Below are 17,250 nucleotides of genomic sequence, written 5' to 3'. Positions count from 1 at the left end.
TGGTCGCCCAGTTTGAGTCGTTGGGAACAAACTCGAGCGCCATGAAGACTTCTCGTGAAAACACTGCCAGCCTCGGCCATCTGGATCGAAGTGTTCAAGTTGCCCGGCCCACGCATTACCCGGCGGTCAGTGTTGGTGCCCAAGCGACGGGTTCGCAGGCGATCGGCGCTCTCGTGATCGCCTCTGTGGCCGTGGGGGCGATGGCCATTGGCGCGATCGCAATTGGTCGTCTCGTGATCGGGCGCGCCCGCATCAGAAGACTTGAAATCGACGAACTCGTTGTGCGTCGACTTCGCATCACGGAGCAATTGCAGGCACCCTCAGATCGCGCATCTGAAAGAGCATGATCCGATTGTTGATTCCTTAAGAACCTGTTTGGATAAAAACATCTAGGTGTGGCAGGACAATTTAAGGGATTGAGATAAGAGAGGCTTCGCCGAAACTGAAATCTGCCCCTCCGGGTTGCGGTCCTTTTGAGCCGGGACGGCGTTGCTCATCGGTTGTGAATCACGATTCACGCCCTCTTCGCGCCTTGTCCAGACTCAAAATGCCTCGCAACACACCCAGCGTTTTATCCAAACAGGTTCTAAGCGAGCTGGTTTGAAACTTCGCGCTGCTAGTCCGGCGGGCACTGCGGGTCCCGCAGGCGGGAGGCAATGACCATGGTCACGGCCATCAGAGCGGCGGCCACCCAGAAGGGTGTGCGGCCGTAGTGGGAGTTTCCCCGGTCAAACCCGAGCAGCCAGCCACCCAGCACTGGACCTACGGTACGCCCCAGGCTGGCGGAGGATTGCAGAAGGCCCATGGCGCGCCCTTGCCAGGCACTCGTGACACATCGGGAGGCAAGCCCGTTGAGGGTGGGTTGCACCAGGCTGTTGCCGACCGCGATGAGGCAGCTCACGGCGTAGAGACCATACAGGCCAGTATCCAGGGGCAGCAGAATGAAGCTGACGAGCAGGATGGCCATGCCGCTGAGCGCGAGCCGGATCTCGCCGTAAGCAGGTAGCAGCTTGCGCATCACCCCGCCTTGCATGACCACGCCCACGACTCCGATCGCTGCCATGACGTACCCCACGTGTTGTTCATCCATGCCGAAGCGCTCCTGCGCGAAGAGCGAGAACACTGCGGTCATGATGGAGAACGCGGCCAGACACACCAGGTAGGATGCCGCCACCGTGAAGTACACGGGCCCATCGGCGTGGCTCGGCAGTGCCGAGAGAGGTTGGGGGGCGCCATGCTGGCGCCTGCGCTCATGAGTCAGGCTCTCGGGCAGAGAGGTCCAGATCAGCACCGCGTTGATCAGGCAAAGGATGCCGACCAGAAAAAAGGGCGCATTCGGGGATATCTGGGCGGCAATGCCTCCCAAAGCGGGGCCGATGATGAAACCCAACCCAAAGGCCGCGCCGATCATTCCCATGGCGCGGGAGCGCTCCTTGGGGCTGGTGATGTCTGCGATGTACGCTTGAGCCGCCGCCACGTTGCCGCCGGACGCGCCGTCCACAATCCGCGCGATGAACAGGAGAGTCAGGGTGTGGGCGAAGCCCATGAGGAAATATCCTGCGGCGGACCCCAGCACACTGAAGATGAGTACAGGCCGGCGACCCACGCGGTCGGAAAGCTTGCCCCAGAGAGGGGAGGCGAGAAACACCATCAGAGGGAAGACGCCAATCAGTAGTCCGTTGAGGAATTCGCTCGCGCCAAAGGTCTTGGCATAGAGCGGCAGCACCGGAATGCAGACGCCAAATCCGATGGTGCTGAGCAGGATGGTGAGAAAGACTACCGTGAACTGAGTTTTACGGGAAGCGGCGGACACAGGGCTGGAACACTGCGTGTTTTTGGCCGGGCTTGCAAGCTTGCCTGAGAAAGAGAATGAAGCGTGTCCTCCTTACATTCGCTATGGAATATTCCCGAGGGGGCAAGGCATCCTGTCCTAGCAGGATACGGGATTGGCAAATCGCTGATCGGATTGAGATCGAGCCACTTAGGACGGAAAATACGTAATCCTACGGATACCCTTCGGCGCGCCCTGCGGTATGTTTCCTGCGCGTGAATTCAGCCCTTCTATCTGTGAGTCACCATGATCACGAGGTTTTTTCAACTGGGCGTCACAGCTGGCGAATTCCTTACATAAGTCTGGCCGCCGGTCCTCTTCATTGAAATCGAACTCTGGCCCTGACTTTGCTTTTTCTCCCCCAGAACCGCCTCCAAAAAGCCCTCCCTTTTTTCATGAGCACCCGCAACGAATCTTTGGCCAGTTCCAGCGCAGAGGCGGCTTTGCCGTCTGCGGGAAATCTGGCGCAGGGGTTCTCCGCAGCCAGATTGCTCGGGTCTGCCGGGCTGGTGCTCACGGTGCTGCCGCCCAGCGTGCAGAGCCAGCTGGCGACCAACAGTTTGTGGGTCCATGACGAGGGGCTGGCGAGGATTCAGCGTTTCCGTGGGAGTGTCTATGAGGAGCAGGGGACCCTGCCGCTGGACGCGATGCGTGTGGGGCGGCGTTACACGCTGGCCTGCGACACGCAGAACTTCCACCTCGTGCTGAATGAGTCCAACGGACCGCTGGCAGCCAGCCTGCGCTTCCGCTTCTACCAGCCGGGAACCACCGCCTCCGGGCTCAAGTTGTTTGAGTCAGTGAGGCGCATGCCGCCTGCTCAAGGGGTGCTCTACACCAGCACCATCAATGCAGCGGTGGCGGAGGGGCGCAGTGAAGGGCGATGGGTCGTGGAGGTGAGCGGACTCGCGGTGGCATCCGCGTACCATGGTCATCCAGCGGTTCGATTGCTGCCGCTGGCGGCCCTGGCTTTGATCCGCTCGATGGCTCCTTCATTGGTGTTTGCGCTGATCCCGCAGATGCCCTTTGCGTCGTTTATTTTTGAGGGGTTTCAGGAGCAAGTTTTTGGATTGGGCTCGGTGGACACGATGAAGCTCCCGGCTGTCATCAGCTCTGAGCTGGACCCCCTCATGGCACTGATGCTGGAGACGCATCCGCATCTGGCAAACTGCCAGCCCACGGATGGAGATGAATCACTGCCGCCGCTGTTTTTTCAGCAAACGGGCAGCCGCCCCGGAGTGGGCACATACCGTTGAGTTAGAGTGGCTTTGAAAATGCCCGGCGACGTTGGGCGGAAAGGTGCTCACAATGGCTGCTTGCACTTTTGCAAGCATTGCCGAGAAGGTGGAGCTTTCCGAACGATACTGCCAACATGACCCGTCATCAGCGTCTTCAAACTTGGGTGGATGAATGTGCCGCCCTGTGCCAGCCGGATCACATCCAATGGTGTGATGGATCGCAGGAAGAGTGGGACTTGCTCTGTGAAAAGCTGGTCCAGGCAGGCACCTTTCGCAGACTGAATGCCGAGAAGCGTCCGAACAGCTTTCTCGCCTGGAGTGATCCCAACGATGTGGCCCGTGTGGAGGACCGCACCTTCATCTGTTCCAAGCGCAAGCAGGATGCCGGCCCCACCAACAACTGGGTGGAGCCCAATGAGATGAAGGCCACGCTTAAGCGCGTGTTCCGTGGTTCGATGAAGGGACGCACCATGTATGTGGTGCCGTTCTGCATGGGGCCGCTGGGTTCCAAGTTCAGCGTCATCGGCGTGCAGCTGACCGACTCTGCCTATGCCGTGGTGAACATGAGGCTGATGACCCGCATGGGGAGTGCCGTCGTCGAGCAGCTCGATGAAGATGGTGACTATGTGCCCTGTCTTCACAGCGTCGGAGCGCCGCTTGAGCCCGGGGCCAAGGATGTGACGTGGCCGTGCAACAGCGAGAAGTACATTGTGCACTTCCCCAGTGATCGGTCCATCTGGTCCTACGGCAGTGGATATGGTGGGAACGCGCTTTTGGGCAAGAAGTGCCTCGCCTTGCGGATCGCCAGCGTGATGGGCCGTGATGAAGGCTGGATGGCTGAGCACATGCTCATCAGCGGCGTTGAGTCCCCCGATGGCAAGAAGAGCTATGTGGCGGCCGCGTTCCCGAGCGCCTGCGGCAAGACGAATTTCGCGATGCTGGTGCCTCCGCCGAGCTATGAAGGCTGGAAGGTCACCACGGTGGGCGATGACATCGCCTGGCTGCGCCCCGGAGCCGATGGCAAGCTGCATGCGGTCAATCCTGAGGCGGGCTACTTCGGGGTGGCACCGGGAACCTCGTGGGAGAGCAATCCCAACGCCATGGCCTCCATGCGGGCCAACGCCATCTTCACCAATGTTGCGCTCACAGATGATAACGATGTCTGGTGGGAGGGCCTGAGCGAACCGCCTGCGCATCTGATCGACTGGACAGGGCAGAAGTGGAGCCCGGACTGCGGGCGCAAGGCGGCGCATCCGAACTCCCGCTTCACCGCCCCTGCTTCCCAGTGCCCAACGATCGATCCTGACTGGGAGAAACCGGAGGGCGTGCCCATTGACGCCATCATCTTTGGCGGGCGACGCGCCACCACCATGCCGCTCGTGTTCCAGTCCTTCAACTGGGTCCACGGCGTCTTCGTAGGGGCGAACATGGGCAGCGAGATGACGGCTGCTGCCGCTGGCACGGTGGGCAAGGTCCGCCGTGACCCCATGGCCATGCTGCCGTTCTGCGGTTACAACATGGGCGACTACTTCAAGCACTGGCTGCACATGCGGCGTCGCATCAAGGATCTGCCGCGCATTTTCCATGTGAACTGGTTCCGCAAGGATGCCGACGGCAAGTTCATCTGGCCCGGGTTCGGCGAGAACATGCGGGTACTGGAGTGGATCGTGAACCGCGGACGCGGGCGCGGCCGTGGCCATGAAACGCAGCTGGGCTGGATGCCGAACTACGACGAGATCAACATGAGCGGGCTGGAAGGCATGACGCCGGAACGCTTCGAGCAACTCATGAAGGTGGAACACAAAGAGCTGCGCCAGGAGCTGCTCAATGCGGAAGAGCTGTATCTGGACTTGTACGACTACCTGCCCAAGGAGCTGGTTTACCAGCGCGAGTTGCTGGCGGGACGGTTCTAAGGCCTCGCAAAACTTCAAAATTCAAAGATCAAACTTCAAGGTGGGGACCGGTCTCGCGGGCTCTCCTTGATGTTTGAAGATTGAAGTTTGGCATTTGAAGTTTGCCCCCTCTGGGGCTAAGCGTTTTTATGACTGCTGCCGCTGACTCCCTCTCCCTTCTGGGGCGTTCCGAATCCCGACTGCCCGCTTCTCCGGATGAGGCCAAGCTGGAGACTTTTCCGAATCGCACGCCTGGCCGGAACTACCGGATCACCCTCAACTGTCCGGAGTTCTCCTCCCTCTGCCCCGTGACCGGGCAGCCTGACTGCGCGCATGTGGAGATCGTCTATGTGCCTGATCAGCTGTGTGTGGAGACCAAGTCGCTGAAGTTCTACCTCGCTGCGTACCGGAATTTCCCTTCGTTCAATGAGGCCATCGTGAACCGCATCCTGGATGATCTGGTGAAGGCGACCTCGCCCAAGCAGATGACCGTGCGCGGTGACTTCGGTGCCCGTGGCGGCATCCAGCTCAGTTGCGAAGCTCGCTACCCGGACTTCGAAGATGAAGACACCGTGGAGTGCGGTGGTGGTGGCTGCGGTCACGCCCATTGATTGATCCTAGATCTGCCATGAAGACCCTCGTCCTGCTCAGTGGTGGCATGGATTCCGTGACGGCTCTGTACTGGGCCGCACGGGAGACTGAGGTCGCGGGTTGTGTGAGCTTCGACTACGGCTCCAAGCACAATGCGAAGGAGATCCCGATGGCAGCCTGGCATGCCCAGCAGCTCGGCGTGCGTCATGATGTGATCCGGCTGGACTTTATGGACCAGCTCTTTGCGTCAGATTTGCTGAAGAGCGGGGGAGACATCCCCGACGGTCACTATGAGGAACAGAGTATGAAGCGCACGGTGGTGCCGTTTCGCAATGGCATCATGCTCTCCATCGCCTGCGGCCTCGCCGAGAGCCAGGATGCGGGAGGCGTGGTGATCGCGGCGCACAGTGGTGATCATGCGATCTATCCTGACTGCCGGGAACCTTTCATGCAGAGCATGGCCTCGGCAATGACGTTTGGCACCTACGCCCAGGTGGAGTTGCTCCGGCCATTCATTGCCCAGGACAAGGCGGGCATTGCCAAGCTCGGTGCGGCCTATGGGGTCGATTTTGCCCACACCTGGTCCTGCTACAAAGGGGGCGACATTCACTGCGGCACCTGCGGCACCTGTGTCGAGCGCCGGGAGGCATTTCAAGACGCGGGAGTACCAGATCCCACGGAGTATCTGGACCACGGTCCGCTGCCTGCCAGACCATAGCGTTTGGCCCGCTTACATACTTCTTACACACTGCTGACGGCAGTCTGACTCACGGTGCCGTAAAGTGGCGCAGGATGTGGAGAACCACGCTGAAGCCACGGTCAATCATGGCGGGGCGGGGTGAATCTCCTACGCAAATCTGAGTCATGAAACTACCATTCTTCACTTTGGCAGGCGCAGCCTTGATCGGGGCGCTTGCTGGTGCGCTGCCGTCGAACGCCATCGCCGGAATACCGCTCACCCCGCCTCCGTCCACGGCTCCTGCCATGGATCTCTCCGTGGAGCTGGCCCACCCGCAGATCCTCGCGGGACGCAAGATGACCACCTACCTGAAAGTGGGGCTGACGGGGCAGGAACTGGAGGCCTCGGCCAAACGAGCTCCGGTGAACGTCACCATCGTGATCGACAAGTCGGGATCGATGGGTGGGGACAAAATGATCCACGCTCGCGAGGCCGCGAAGCAAGCGCTCGACCGCCTCGGAGCGGGCGACATGGTCTCCGTTGTCGCTTACGACGATGCCGTCTCCCTCATCTCTCCCGCCACTGATCTGACGGATCGTGAGCGCGTGAAGGCGGCGATTGACCGCATTCAGGCCGGGGGCTCGACCGCGTTGTTTTCTGGTATCAGCAAAGGAGCCGAAGAACTCCGGCGCAACAAGCGGCCCAATCAGGTGAACCGCGTGGTCCTGCTCTCTGATGGCATGGCCAATGTGGGGCCGTCCTCCCCTCAGGATCTCGGCCGCCTCGGTGCGTCCCTGGCCAAGGAGGGCATCACCGTCACCACGTTGGGGCTGGGGCTGGGCTACAATGAGGACCTGATGACCGAGCTGGCCCTGCGCAGCGATGGCAACCATGCCTTCATTGAGAACAGCCAGAACCTCGCGGGCATCTTTCAGACGGAGTTCGGTGACATTCTCTCCGTGGTCGCGCAGCGGATTCGGGTGCGCGTGCAGTGTGCGGAAGGGGTGCGGCCCGTGCGCGTGCTGGGCCGTGAGGCGGACATCCATGGCCAGGATGTGGAACTGGAGATGAACCAGATCTACGCCCGGCAGCACAAGTATCTCCTCCTGGAGGTGGAGATTCCCGAAGGGGCGGCGGATACCGATGCCCCCGTGGCCACCGCGGAGGTGACCTCAGTGAATGCGCTCACGGGTGCGGAAAATCGCAGCCTCACGCGTTCGGTGGCCCGCCGGGTGAATGATCCGGCTCTCATAGCCAATACCGTGAACAAGGCGGTGCTGGTCGAGGTGGCACGAGCCATTTCCACGGAAAAGGAAGCCCTGGCGGTGAAGCTGAGCGACGAAGGACGGCATGAAGAGGCGACCAAGGCCTACAATGCCGCGTGCTCGTGGTCCCTGAGCGAGGCCAAACGCCTGGCTTCACCGGAACTGGAGAAGCTGGGGATAAGCCAGCAGGAGCGGTTGCAGATGTTCAATGCAGGTGGCGTGAGCGCCAACGCGGCACGGAAGATGTCCAAGTCCGAAGACTTGAAGAACCGGACTCAGAACGGTCTCTCCTCCAGGCCCGAAGCTAAAAAATAGATTTCACATCCCTTTCCGCCCTGTCATGACACTTCGGGACTGACAACCCCCCGGTTTTGGGTGTTCATGGCAGGGCCGGAGTTTGCTCATGCGCTGGAGATTCACGATTCTGTTTCTGTTGATGGTGGCGGTGCCGCTGGGCCTGCTGGCCTGGCTGGGCTACATGATGGCACGGCAGGATGCCACCCGGGTCCGTGAGGCATGGGTGGCCGGTCTGGGCCGTCGCATCGATCTGGTGGACGGGGGGCTGCTGCAGGAGATGAACCGGCTGGGCAGCGACTTTGACTCCCTGTTGCAGGGGGCCGCTCTGGATGAGGCCTCGCTGCGCGCCCTGCCGCGGGAGCAGCCGCTCATTCGCCATGCCTTTCTGCTCGATGCCCGCTCGCGGTTGGTGTTTCCTCGACCCGCCAGTGACGCCTCCGGTGAGGTGGCGGCCTTCCTGAGGCGCACGGCTCCCGTGTGGGAGTCAGGCGTCCGGTTTGGTCCGCAGGTCAAGGAGGCTCCTGTGGTGGCGGCAAACGACCAGACCCTGGATCTGAATGCCAGCTCCAGCTTCAACAACCGGTGGGCGACCTATGTCCGGAACAAGGAGGGCAGGCCGCTGGTTAAAGGAGATTACAACAAGGAGGCGCCTGCGCCGGCGGAGAGCGGCTGGCACGTCTGGTTCTACGGGAACGGGGCCCAGATGCTCTTCTGGCAGCAGCGCAATGACGGTCGCGTGGTGGGGGTGGAGGTGGAGATGGCCGCGCTGCTCTCTCTCCTGGTGAACCGCCTGGGTCAGGTCGCGGCCTCAGCGCCGTCCGATGAATTTTGGCGGTTGGTCAATGCGGATGGGGCCATGGTGATCCACCAGTGGGGCAGTCCACCCGCGGGCAAGCCGGGGGCCGCGCCACCTGCGGTGCGCCGGGCCTGCTCGGCGCCTCTGAGCATGTGGCACCTGGAGGCCTATGCGGGGCGGCGCGGGGTGCCTCGGGGGAATGTCCTGCCTGTGCTGGTGGGGGCGGGGGCAGCAGGGCTGGCCCTGCTGGGGCTCGCCTGGATGCTGTATCGCGAAGGGACCCGGGAGATGCGGGAGGCCCGGCGGAGGGTTTCGTTTGTGAACCAGGTTTCCCATGAGCTGAAGACGCCGCTCACCAACATCCGTCTGTACGCCGAGATGGCACAGCAGCAGGCCGAGGCGGCGGGGGAGGAGGCGGTGGTGCGCCACCTGGCAGTGGTGGAGGCGGAGACCTCGCGACTTGGGAGGCTCATTCACAATGTGCTCACCTTTGCCCGCCATCAGCGGGACCAATTGGCGGTGCACCCGCAGAGGGCGGTGCTGGATGACCTCGTCTGTCGTGCCCTGGATCTCTGGCGCCCCGGCCTGGAGGCAAAAGGGTTCGAGGTGAAAACCGATCTCCAGGCCCCGGAGCCGTTTCTGTTCGATCCTGATGCGGTGGAGCAGATGCTGGGCAACCTCCTTTCCAACGTGGAGAAATATGCCGGGGCCGGGCGCTGGCTGCGGCTGACCACAGAGGACGGGCCGCGCACGATCAGACTGGTGGTGGAGGACCATGGCCCCGGGGTGCCCAAGGCAAAGAAAGACGCCATTTTCCAGCCCTTCGTCCGCCTGCGCAACGACCTCGCTGAAGGAGCATCGGGGACGGGTATTGGCCTGGCCATTTCCCGGCAGCTGGCCCAGTTGCACGGCGGCGGGCTGACGCTGGATCAGACGTGGACCCAGGGGGCTCGATTTGTCATCACACTTCCGAACAAGCAGTCATGAAAATCCTCATCGCAGAAGATGACTCCTTCACCCGTGCGGCCCTTTGTGAAGTGCTCTCGGCAGAGGGGTTCGGCGTGGTGCCGGCGGCAGACGGGCGGGAGGCCTGGGAGCTCTTCAAGAGCCAGCGGCCGGACTTCGTCTGCCTGGATGTGATGATGCCCCACCTGGATGGCTACGAGGTGTGCCGTCGCATCCGGCGGGATGATGACACGGTGCCCATCCTCTTTCTGACGGCCAAGTCAGAGGAGATCGATGCCGTGCTGGGCCTTGAACTGGGGGCGGACGACTATATGGCAAAGCCCTTTGGTGTGCGGGAGATCCTGGCCCGTATTCGAGCGATCACCCGGCGGACCGGCTTGCTCCGGCGGACTCAGGGATTCGAGGAAGAATTCAGCATGGGAGACCTGCGCATCGTTCCACCGGAATTGCGGGCGTATCGAGGTGATCTGGAGATCGGGCTCAGCCTGCGGGACCTAAAGGTGCTTCGCCTTTTGAAGCGGCGCTGTGGCCGCGTGGTGGACCGGGATGAAATGGCTGATGACGTGTGGGGTGCCGACTACTACCCCGGCAGCCGGGCGCTGGATCAGCACATCTCACAGCTGCGCAAGCGCATCGAACTCGATGCCGCCCACCCGTGCATCATCCGCACCGTGCATGGGGCTGGGTACCGCTACGAAGGGCCTTGACCGGGCCTGAGCACGATCACACGGCGGCACTTTGCTGGCGCGGACGGCAGACGGTGCAGTATTCTTCGCCGTCGTCTGTGACCCGGAAGTCAAGATGCGGATCGTCCATGTCCGTCTTGCCACACTGGTGGCACTTGTGGAAATGCGGCGTGTCGCTGCGGTTGGCGGACTCAAAGCGCGACCGGCGTTCCATCACCACGGCTCTTTGTTTCATAGACTTGATGAGTCCCGGGCCGAACGCGATCATGAAGTTGAGCATCGAGAAGAAGACTGATCCACGTGAATCTGGTTTGCCGATGAACGTGAGCAGCAAGATCGCACCCATGACCATTGCGAGGTATTTCACCTTCACTGGCAGGATGAAAAACAGGGAAAGCTCGTAGTCAGGGACGATGCAAGCGAACGCTATGAAAATGCTGGAGTAGAGGGTGAGCCCGATGGGAGGGCTGTTGAAAAACATCGCGCCGGCAACCATCGAAGCTGCGCCGCCGAAAATGTACAAATTTGTGCGGAATGGCCCCCAAGCGCGATCCATTACAGCGCTGATGGTCATCATGAGATAAACCGCCACCAACATCCAGAGAGGATTGAATGTTCCAGGAATGAATATCCACGTCACCAAGCGCCAAAATTCTCCCATCCAGACAAGCTGGGGCACAAGCACCAACGAATAAATGAACTCCGGTTTGACCTGTAGCAGAATCCAGACCGCGGCTTGAAAGCCAGCAATGATGGCCACCAACCCCGGGATCGCAAAGCGCCCGAACCTATTTTCCATGGAATTAAGCACCGACATTGTAGCTCTAAGTACGTCCCAAAACGGGGGTTGCCAAACCGATTCGCAGAGTTTGACAAGGGAGGGCGGGCCGCCAAATTGGCCGCCTGTGTCCGAGTCCACGTTGAATCGTTCCCCGCTCCATGAGGCCCACCTGAAGCTGGCCGCCCGCATGGTGCCCTTTGCCGGATGGGAGATGCCGGTGCAGTACAGCGGAATTGTGGACGAACACAAAACGGTCCGTGAGAGAGTGGGAGTGTTCGACATCTCTCACATGGGCCAGTTTTTGCTCGAAGGAGCCGGAGCGGAGGCCTTCTTGAACCGGGCCCTGACCAACAACGTCAGCAAGCTGGGCATCGGTGACGGGCAGTACACGCTGATGCTCAACGATCAGGGCGGGGTCATTGATGATCTGATCGTGTATCGCCTGAGTGACCGGGAGTATTTTCTGGTCGTCAACGCCTCCATGATCGCTGAAGACGAGGCGCACCTGCGCAGTCTGGGCTTCGGAGAGGGCGTGACATTTGCCAATATCAGCAGCGCTACGGGTGGTCTGGCGGTGCAGGGCCCCAAGAGCCGGGAGGTTTTTGCCTCCGTCTTCGGCCCGAATGCCGCTTTCCCTGAGCACAACAAGATCCTCTTCAGCCTCACGAACGAAGGCGTGCTTTACCTCTGTGGCACCGGGTACACCGGGGAGGAGGGGTTCGAATTCTTCGCTCCTGCAACCGTCATCGAAGGCTGGTTCGAGAAAATCGTGCAGGGCTGCCGGGATGCCGGCGGCGGGCCTGCGGGGCTGGGTGCCCGCGATACGCTCCGCCTGGAGATGGGGTATCCGCTCAATGGCAACGACCTCGCTCCTGACAAAACGCCCCTCCAAGCGGGCCTGGGCTTCTTTGTGGATCTCACCAAAGAGGACTTTGTGGGCAAGCCTGTCCTCGATACACAAAAGGCGGAAGGCGTCCCGACCCGCTTGACCGGCTTCCACATGACGGCGCCTTCTCCGCCACCGCGGGCTCATTACCCGGTGATTCATGAGGGGCAGGTCGTGGGGGAAACCTGCAGTGCTGGTCTTTCTCCCTCGCTGAACCAGGGCATCGGCATGGCGTACCTGCCTGCTGCCATCGCCAAGTCCGGAATTCCCATCGAAATTGAGATCCGTGGCAGGCGTTTTGCTGCGGAGACGGTGAAGAAGCCGTTCTACCGCAAGCGGCAAGCCTCCTCCTAGATTTTTCCCCTCTCTACTACCAACCGAACGCATTCTTCCTATGAGCCTTGTTCCAGACCAGTTGCATTACCGCGAATCGCACGAATGGGTTGATTCAGCCACCGGATTGGTGGGCATCACCGACCACGCCCAGCACGAACTGACTGACGTGGTCTATGTGGAGCTGCCCAAGGTGGGCGCGGTCGTGAAAGCCGGTGACCACATCGCCGTGGTGGAGTCGGTGAAGGCGGCCAGCGACATTTATTCGCCCGTGAGCGGGGAAATCGTGGAGGCCAACGAGGCCCTCAGCGGGGATCCTTCCCTCCTGAACACCGACCCCTATGACAAGGGCTGGATCTGCAAGATTAAGGTGGCAGATCCCGCCGAAACCGGTGCCCTCATGGATGCCGCGTCCTATCGCCAGCACATTGCGTAATTGTAGTCTCCAAGAAATGTCATTCGTCCTGCCGTTCGCCCGTCGTCACATTGGCCCCTCTCCGGCCGAAGCTCTCGAAATGGCCCGCTCCGTGGGGTGCGAGAGCCTGGATCAGCTTATCGAAGCCGTGGTGCCGGAGGCGATCCGCAGGGCGGAGTCGCTTCAACTGCCCCCTCCGCTCTCTGAGGAGGAGGCGCTGAAGAAGCTCAAAGGGGTGATGAGTGCCAACAAGGTGGTGCGCTCGTTCCTCGGCCTGGGCTACCATGACACGTTCACTCCGCCGGTCATCCAGCGGAACATCTTTGAGAATCCCGGCTGGTACACCGCCTACACGCCTTATCAGGCGGAGATCAGCCAGGGGCGTTTGGAAGCCCTGCTGAACTTCCAGACCATGATCTGTGATCTGACCGGGCTGGATGTGGCCAATGCCTCCCTCCTGGATGAAGGCAGCGCCGCGGCCGAGGCTTGCGGACTGGCCCTGGCGGGCAAGCCGAGTGCCACCCGTGTGGTGGTCTCGAACCGATGCCATCCGCACGTCATCGACGTGGTGCGCACCCGCATGGAGCCGCTGGGCGTGACCACGGACGTGGTGAACGTTCTCGAATTCGAAGGCGCGGGAGTGAAGGATGTGGCTGCCGTGGTGGCCACTTATCCGGATACCCTCGGTGTCATCGAAGACCTCGCTCCTGTGGCGGCTCAGGCCAAGGCCGCTGGGGCTCTCTTTGTGGTTTGTGCCGATCTGCTCGCTCTGACTATTCTGAAGCCACCGGGCGAGTTTGGTGCGGACATTTGCGTGGGCAACAGCCAGCGCTTCGGCGTGCCGCTGGGATTTGGTGGTCCGCATGCCGCGTTTATGTCGGTGAAGGACGTCCTCAAGCGCCGCATGCCCGGTCGTTTGATCGGGGTGTCAAAGGATGCCCAGGGCAATCCCGGCTACCGTCTCTCCCTGCAGACTCGCGAGCAGCATATCCGTCGTGAGAAAGCGACCAGCAACATCTGCACGGCGCAGGTGCTCCTGGCTGTGATGGCCTCCATGTATGCCGTCTGGCATGGTCCGGAAGGCCTGCGCAACATTGCCCGGGGCGTGCACGGGGCAGCGGTGTGGCTTTCCACCGAGCTGCAAGCCGGTGGCTTGAGCATCGCGGGCCAGAACTATTTTGATACCCTGACCGTGGAGGTCCGCAGTGCCGAGGCCGTGGTGGCCCGGGCTCTGGAGCTGGGCTTGAACCTGCGTCAGCAGGATGCCACCCATGTGACGGTGGCCCTGGATGAACGGGTGACGGCCAAAGAACTGCAGCAGGTGCTGCTGGCCTTTGGCGTGGTGCCCAAGGATGAGCCTGCCCTGGATGCCGATGCTCCGGTGGCCTTTGATGCGGCCTTCGGCAGGCTCTCGACCTACCTCACACATCCCGTCTTCAACGCCTACCACACGGAGTCGGAGATGATGCGCTACCTGCGTCGTCTCGAGGCCAAGGACATCGCTTTGAACCGGTCCATGATCCCGCTGGGGTCCTGCACCATGAAGCTGAATGCGGCGGCGGAGATGATGCCGCTGAGCTGGCCGGAAGTTTCCTCTATCCACCCCTTCGTTCCGGCTGACCAGAGCCAGGGCTATCGCGAGATGTTCTTCGGCCTGGAGTCCTGGCTGGCAGAGTGCACCGGCTTTGCCGCCGTGTCCCTGCAGCCCAACGCCGGCTCCCAGGGGGAATATGCCGGTCTGCTCGCCATTCGCCGCTATCTTGCGGCGAAAGGGGAGTTGCATCGTGACGCCTGCCTGATTCCCGTCTCCGCCCATGGCACGAATCCGGCCAGTGCGGTGATGTGCGGGTTCAAGGTCATACCGGTGGCTTGTGATGAAAACGGCAACGTGTCCCTGGAAGACCTGCGCGCCAAGGTGGAGACCCACGCGGACAAGCTGGGCGCGCTGATGATCACCTATCCCAGCACCCACGGGGTGTTTGAGGAGAGCATCAAGGAAATCTGCGCGCTCATCCATGAGAAGGGTGGCCAGGTGTACATGGACGGCGCCAACATGAACGCCCAGGTGGGGCTCACGTCCCCGGGATTGATCGGCTCAGACGTCTGCCATCTCAACCTGCACAAGACCTTCTGCATCCCGCATGGCGGTGGCGGTCCCGGCGTCGGCCCCATTGGGGTCGCGGCGCATCTGGTGCCGTACCTGCCCGGTCATGCCACCTTCCCGGAAGATCAGCGCGAAGGCGCGGTCTGCTCTGCCCCCTGGGGCAGCGCCAGCATCAACACCATCTCCTGGATGTACCTGGCCATGATGGGCAGTGAAGCGGTGCAGAGCACGCGCTACGCGATCCTCAATGCCAACTACATCGCCAGAAAGCTGGCCCCGTATTTCCCGGTGCTTTACACGGGTGGAAACGGCTATGTGGCGCACGAGTGCATCCTGGACCTGCGTCACTTCAAGACTGTGACGGTGGAAGATGTGGCCAAGCGCCTCATCGATTTCGGTTACCACGCCCCGACCATGAGCTGGCCCGTGACGGGCACGCTCATGATTGAGCCCACCGAGAGCGAGAGCCGTGCGGAGCTGGACCGCTTCTGCGAGGCCATGATCGAGATTCACGGTGAGATCGAGTCGATTGAAACCGGCCTGATGGATCCTGCTAACAACGTCCTGAAGAACGCTCCTCACACGGCAGATGTCCTGCTGGCTGATGAGTGGACCCGGCCCTACACCCGACAGGAAGCGGCCTTCCCGCTGCCCTGGGTGAAGGCGGACAAGTACTGGCCCTCCGTGGGGCGCGTGGACAACGTCCATGGCGACCGTCACCTCATCTGCACCTGCCAGGGTATGGAAGCCTATGCAAGTTGACTGGGCGTCCTGGCAGCCCACGGTCCGCGCCACGCTGCTCTTCATCTCGAAGGGCGGCAAGGTGCTGCTCATTCGCAAGAAACGCGGCTTTGGCAAAGGCAAGATCAACGGGCCCGGCGGCAAGCTTGACCCCGGTGAGACGGAGCTGGCCTGCGCCATCCGCGAGACGGAGGAGGAGTTGCACATCCGTGCCCACGATGTGCGCAAGCGAGGTGAGCTCTGGTTCCAGTTCGTGGACGGGCTGGCCATGCACGTGGCCGTATTTGTGAGCAGCGACTATGAAGGTGAGGCCACGGAGACGGAGGAGGCTGCTCCTCTCTGGTTCCCGGTGGACGAGATCCCCTTTGATGAGATGTGGGCGGATGACCGCCACTGGCTCCATCGTATGCTGCAGGGGGATGAGAATTTCATGGGGCACTTTGTTTTTGAAGGTGACAAGATGCTCTCCCATGAGGTGCAGTGGGGCGATCACGCCTCACCATGACCCAGTTCTTCCGCCCCACCCGACGTCGTTTTTTACAAGCCGCCACTGCCTGCATCGGAGCCGCCCGCGGACTGCCCGGGATGTCGCCTGAGCATGATCCGGTGGGCTCCGGGCTCAAGCGGCTTGATGAACGTTATTGGTGTGAACCTGCGGGCATCTGGCTGGACCGTGAAGGGGATCAGCTGCGGGCGCATTGGGAAGGGCGGGTGAACGCCCCCTGGTGGTCGGCGGCCAATCTAGTGGAACTGCTGGTGGACCGGATGAACCAGCGCAAGGTCAATGATGACGATGCCAGGCTGGAGACGCTGCACGATCTCCACCGTGACCCTGTGAAACGATGGCCGAGAGTGGCGGAGTCACTTAAGGCCAAGGGCGATTGGAATGATGCAGATCAAGCGACGCTGGAGAGACGGATGGCCCGACCCTCTAAACACACAGAGTTTCGCAACGAGTACCTGGACGATTCTGCCTGGTGGGGAATCGCATGGCTGAAGATGCACGAGAGGACGGGTGAGACCAAATATCTGGACACAGCCCGGGCCATTCAGGCACACATGAAGCATAACTGGCGGCCAGATCTGCAGGGTGGCGTCATCTGGTGTGAGGAGGCGGGCAAGCAGAAGCCCAATTCCATCACCAACAGCCTTTACCTCATACTGTCCGCACGGCTGGCGGTGGTAGTCTCTGACGGGGGTTATCGCGAAGCTGCGGAGCAGGCAGGTGCGTGGCTCAAGGAGAAGCGCGTGTTTGATGGGCGCGGCGTGGTGGATGCCCCGGGACACCAGGGCGACTGGTGGAGCTACAACCAAGGTGCCTACATGGGAGGATGGGTGGCCTTGGCTGCCCTGACTGGTGACAAGAAAGCCCTGGATCACGCCGCTGAAGTTGCTGAAGTGGTGCTGAATCAGGCGGGTTTCGCGGACGAAACTGGCGTTGTGCTGGAGAAACTCGGCACGTCTGGCTGGGATGGCTGCCTGTTCAAGGGCATCTTTGTGCGCTATCTGGCGCAGACGCGGACGGCTCTGAGCGCAGACGGGCGCCACGCGGGGGTGGTGGATCGGCTGGACCGGGTGCTGTCACCGACCAGAGGCGCTTTGCTCCAGCCAGACCTGTTGCGAAATGGTTTTTATCCTGCGGATTGGGGACCGCAAGGCAAGAACCGGGAGACGAACTTCAACACGCAGCTCTCGGGTTTGATTGCCTTGCAGGCGGGAGCGTTGCAGATGCGGTGATGCATTTCATGGAGG

Annotated in this window: 14 protein-coding genes and 1 pseudogene; 13 read left to right on the top strand and 2 right to left on the bottom strand. The window is 61.4% G+C overall.

Going from position 1 to position 17,250, the window contains the following annotated elements:
• Positions 1-41: 41 nt before the first annotated feature.
• Positions 42-347, top strand: coding sequence for a hypothetical protein (locus tag BV106_RS32760; RefSeq protein ID WP_265596324.1), 306 nt, complete (start codon positions 42-44; stop codon positions 345-347).
• 269 nt (positions 348-616) lie between these two features.
• Here the strand turns inward: BV106_RS32760 and BV106_RS32755 are convergent.
• Positions 617-1,825, bottom strand: a pseudogene (locus tag BV106_RS32755) (MFS transporter); the annotation flags it as partial.
• Between the two features lie 401 nt (positions 1,826-2,226).
• On the opposite strand from BV106_RS32755, the gene BV106_RS32750 reads away from it, so the two are divergent.
• From BV106_RS32750 to BV106_RS32720, 7 genes are all read left to right on the top strand, one after another.
• Positions 2,227-3,084 (top strand): hypothetical protein, encoded by an 858-nt coding sequence (locus BV106_RS32750; RefSeq protein WP_265596323.1) that lies wholly within the window; start codon positions 2,227-2,229, stop codon positions 3,082-3,084.
• A gap of 116 nt (positions 3,085-3,200) precedes the next feature.
• Positions 3,201-4,979 (top strand): phosphoenolpyruvate carboxykinase (GTP), encoded by a 1,779-nt coding sequence (locus tag BV106_RS32745; protein WP_038171940.1) that lies wholly within the window; start codon positions 3,201-3,203, stop codon positions 4,977-4,979.
• Positions 4,980-5,107: 128 nt separating this feature from the next.
• Positions 5,108-5,569: a preQ(1) synthase gene (queF, locus tag BV106_RS32740; protein WP_038171938.1), complete on the top strand. Its 462-nt coding sequence runs from the start codon at positions 5,108-5,110 to the stop codon at positions 5,567-5,569.
• Between the two features lie 17 nt (positions 5,570-5,586).
• Positions 5,587-6,267 (top strand): 7-cyano-7-deazaguanine synthase QueC, encoded by a 681-nt coding sequence (gene queC / locus BV106_RS32735; protein WP_038171936.1) that lies wholly within the window; start codon positions 5,587-5,589, stop codon positions 6,265-6,267.
• A 146-nt stretch (positions 6,268-6,413) separates the two neighbouring features.
• Positions 6,414-7,808, top strand: coding sequence for a VWA domain-containing protein (locus BV106_RS32730; RefSeq protein WP_081892526.1), 1,395 nt, complete (start codon positions 6,414-6,416; stop codon positions 7,806-7,808).
• 88 nt (positions 7,809-7,896) lie between these two features.
• Positions 7,897-9,573 (top strand): HAMP domain-containing sensor histidine kinase, encoded by a 1,677-nt coding sequence (locus BV106_RS32725; protein WP_038171933.1) that lies wholly within the window; start codon positions 7,897-7,899, stop codon positions 9,571-9,573.
• A complete protein-coding gene (locus BV106_RS32720; RefSeq protein WP_038171931.1) occupies positions 9,570-10,259 on the top strand; it encodes a response regulator transcription factor in 690 nt (229 codons plus the stop codon). The genes BV106_RS32725 and BV106_RS32720 overlap by 4 nt, the downstream gene beginning before the upstream one ends.
• A gap of 16 nt (positions 10,260-10,275) precedes the next feature.
• Here BV106_RS32720 and BV106_RS32715 read toward each other — a convergent pair whose 3' ends face one another.
• Positions 10,276-11,037: a hypothetical protein gene (locus BV106_RS32715; RefSeq protein WP_038171930.1), complete on the bottom strand. Its 762-nt coding sequence runs from the start codon at positions 11,035-11,037 to the stop codon at positions 10,276-10,278.
• Positions 11,038-11,158: 121 nt separating this feature from the next.
• Here BV106_RS32715 and gcvT point away from each other — a divergent pair, with 121 nt between their 5' ends.
• From gcvT to BV106_RS32690, 5 genes are read left to right on the top strand one after another with little or no spacing between them, the layout of a single operon-like run.
• The gene (gcvT, locus tag BV106_RS32710; protein WP_038172078.1) at positions 11,159-12,259 is read left to right on the top strand and encodes a glycine cleavage system aminomethyltransferase GcvT; all 1,101 of its coding nucleotides are present in this window, start codon (positions 11,159-11,161) and stop codon (positions 12,257-12,259) included.
• 40 nt (positions 12,260-12,299) lie between these two features.
• Positions 12,300-12,674, top strand: coding sequence for a glycine cleavage system protein GcvH (gene gcvH, locus BV106_RS32705; protein WP_038171928.1), 375 nt, complete (start codon positions 12,300-12,302; stop codon positions 12,672-12,674).
• A gap of 16 nt (positions 12,675-12,690) precedes the next feature.
• Entirely contained in the window at positions 12,691-15,519 is a 2,829-nt protein-coding gene (gene gcvP / locus BV106_RS32700) for an aminomethyl-transferring glycine dehydrogenase (RefSeq protein ID WP_038171926.1), read from the top strand.
• A complete protein-coding gene (locus BV106_RS32695; RefSeq protein ID WP_038171924.1) occupies positions 15,509-16,003 on the top strand; it encodes an 8-oxo-dGTP diphosphatase in 495 nt (164 codons plus the stop codon). Before gcvP ends, BV106_RS32695 begins: the two co-directional genes overlap by 11 nt.
• The gene (locus BV106_RS32690) at positions 16,000-17,235 is read left to right on the top strand and encodes a glycoside hydrolase family 76 protein (protein ID WP_038171922.1); all 1,236 of its coding nucleotides are present in this window, start codon (positions 16,000-16,002) and stop codon (positions 17,233-17,235) included. Before BV106_RS32695 ends, BV106_RS32690 begins: the two co-directional genes overlap by 4 nt.
• The last annotated feature ends 15 nt before the right edge of the window (positions 17,236-17,250 follow it).

This window comes from Verrucomicrobium sp. BvORR106 (assembly GCF_000739655.1).
Classification (GTDB): Bacteria; Verrucomicrobiota; Verrucomicrobiia; order Verrucomicrobiales; family Verrucomicrobiaceae; genus Verrucomicrobium.
The sequence above is the reverse complement of the archived record's forward strand: the minus strand, read 5'-3'. Positions and strand labels throughout refer to the sequence as shown.

Bases quoted from the DNA above. Each gene is read 5' to 3' on its own strand.
- BV106_RS32760 (WP_265596324.1), top strand. From the start codon at position 42: ATGAAGACTTCTCGTGAAAACACTGCCAGCCTCGGCCATCTGGATCGA.
- BV106_RS32750 (WP_265596323.1), top strand. From the start codon at position 2,227: ATGAGCACCCGCAACGAATCTTTGGCCAGTTCCAGCGCAGAGGCGGCT.
- BV106_RS32745 (WP_038171940.1), top strand. From the start codon at position 3,201: ATGACCCGTCATCAGCGTCTTCAAACTTGGGTGGATGAATGTGCCGCC.
- queF (WP_038171938.1), top strand. From the start codon at position 5,108: ATGACTGCTGCCGCTGACTCCCTCTCCCTTCTGGGGCGTTCCGAATCC.
- queC (WP_038171936.1), top strand. From the start codon at position 5,587: ATGAAGACCCTCGTCCTGCTCAGTGGTGGCATGGATTCCGTGACGGCT.
- BV106_RS32730 (WP_081892526.1), top strand. From the start codon at position 6,414: ATGAAACTACCATTCTTCACTTTGGCAGGCGCAGCCTTGATCGGGGCG.
- BV106_RS32725 (WP_038171933.1), top strand. From the start codon at position 7,897: ATGCGCTGGAGATTCACGATTCTGTTTCTGTTGATGGTGGCGGTGCCG.
- BV106_RS32720 (WP_038171931.1), top strand. From the start codon at position 9,570: ATGAAAATCCTCATCGCAGAAGATGACTCCTTCACCCGTGCGGCCCTT.
- BV106_RS32715 (WP_038171930.1), bottom strand. From the start codon at position 11,037: ATGGAAAATAGGTTCGGGCGCTTTGCGATCCCGGGGTTGGTGGCCATC.
- gcvH (WP_038171928.1), top strand. From the start codon at position 12,300: ATGAGCCTTGTTCCAGACCAGTTGCATTACCGCGAATCGCACGAATGG.
- gcvP (WP_038171926.1), top strand. From the start codon at position 12,691: ATGTCATTCGTCCTGCCGTTCGCCCGTCGTCACATTGGCCCCTCTCCG.
- BV106_RS32695 (WP_038171924.1), top strand. From the start codon at position 15,509: ATGCAAGTTGACTGGGCGTCCTGGCAGCCCACGGTCCGCGCCACGCTG.
- BV106_RS32690 (WP_038171922.1), top strand. From the start codon at position 16,000: ATGACCCAGTTCTTCCGCCCCACCCGACGTCGTTTTTTACAAGCCGCC.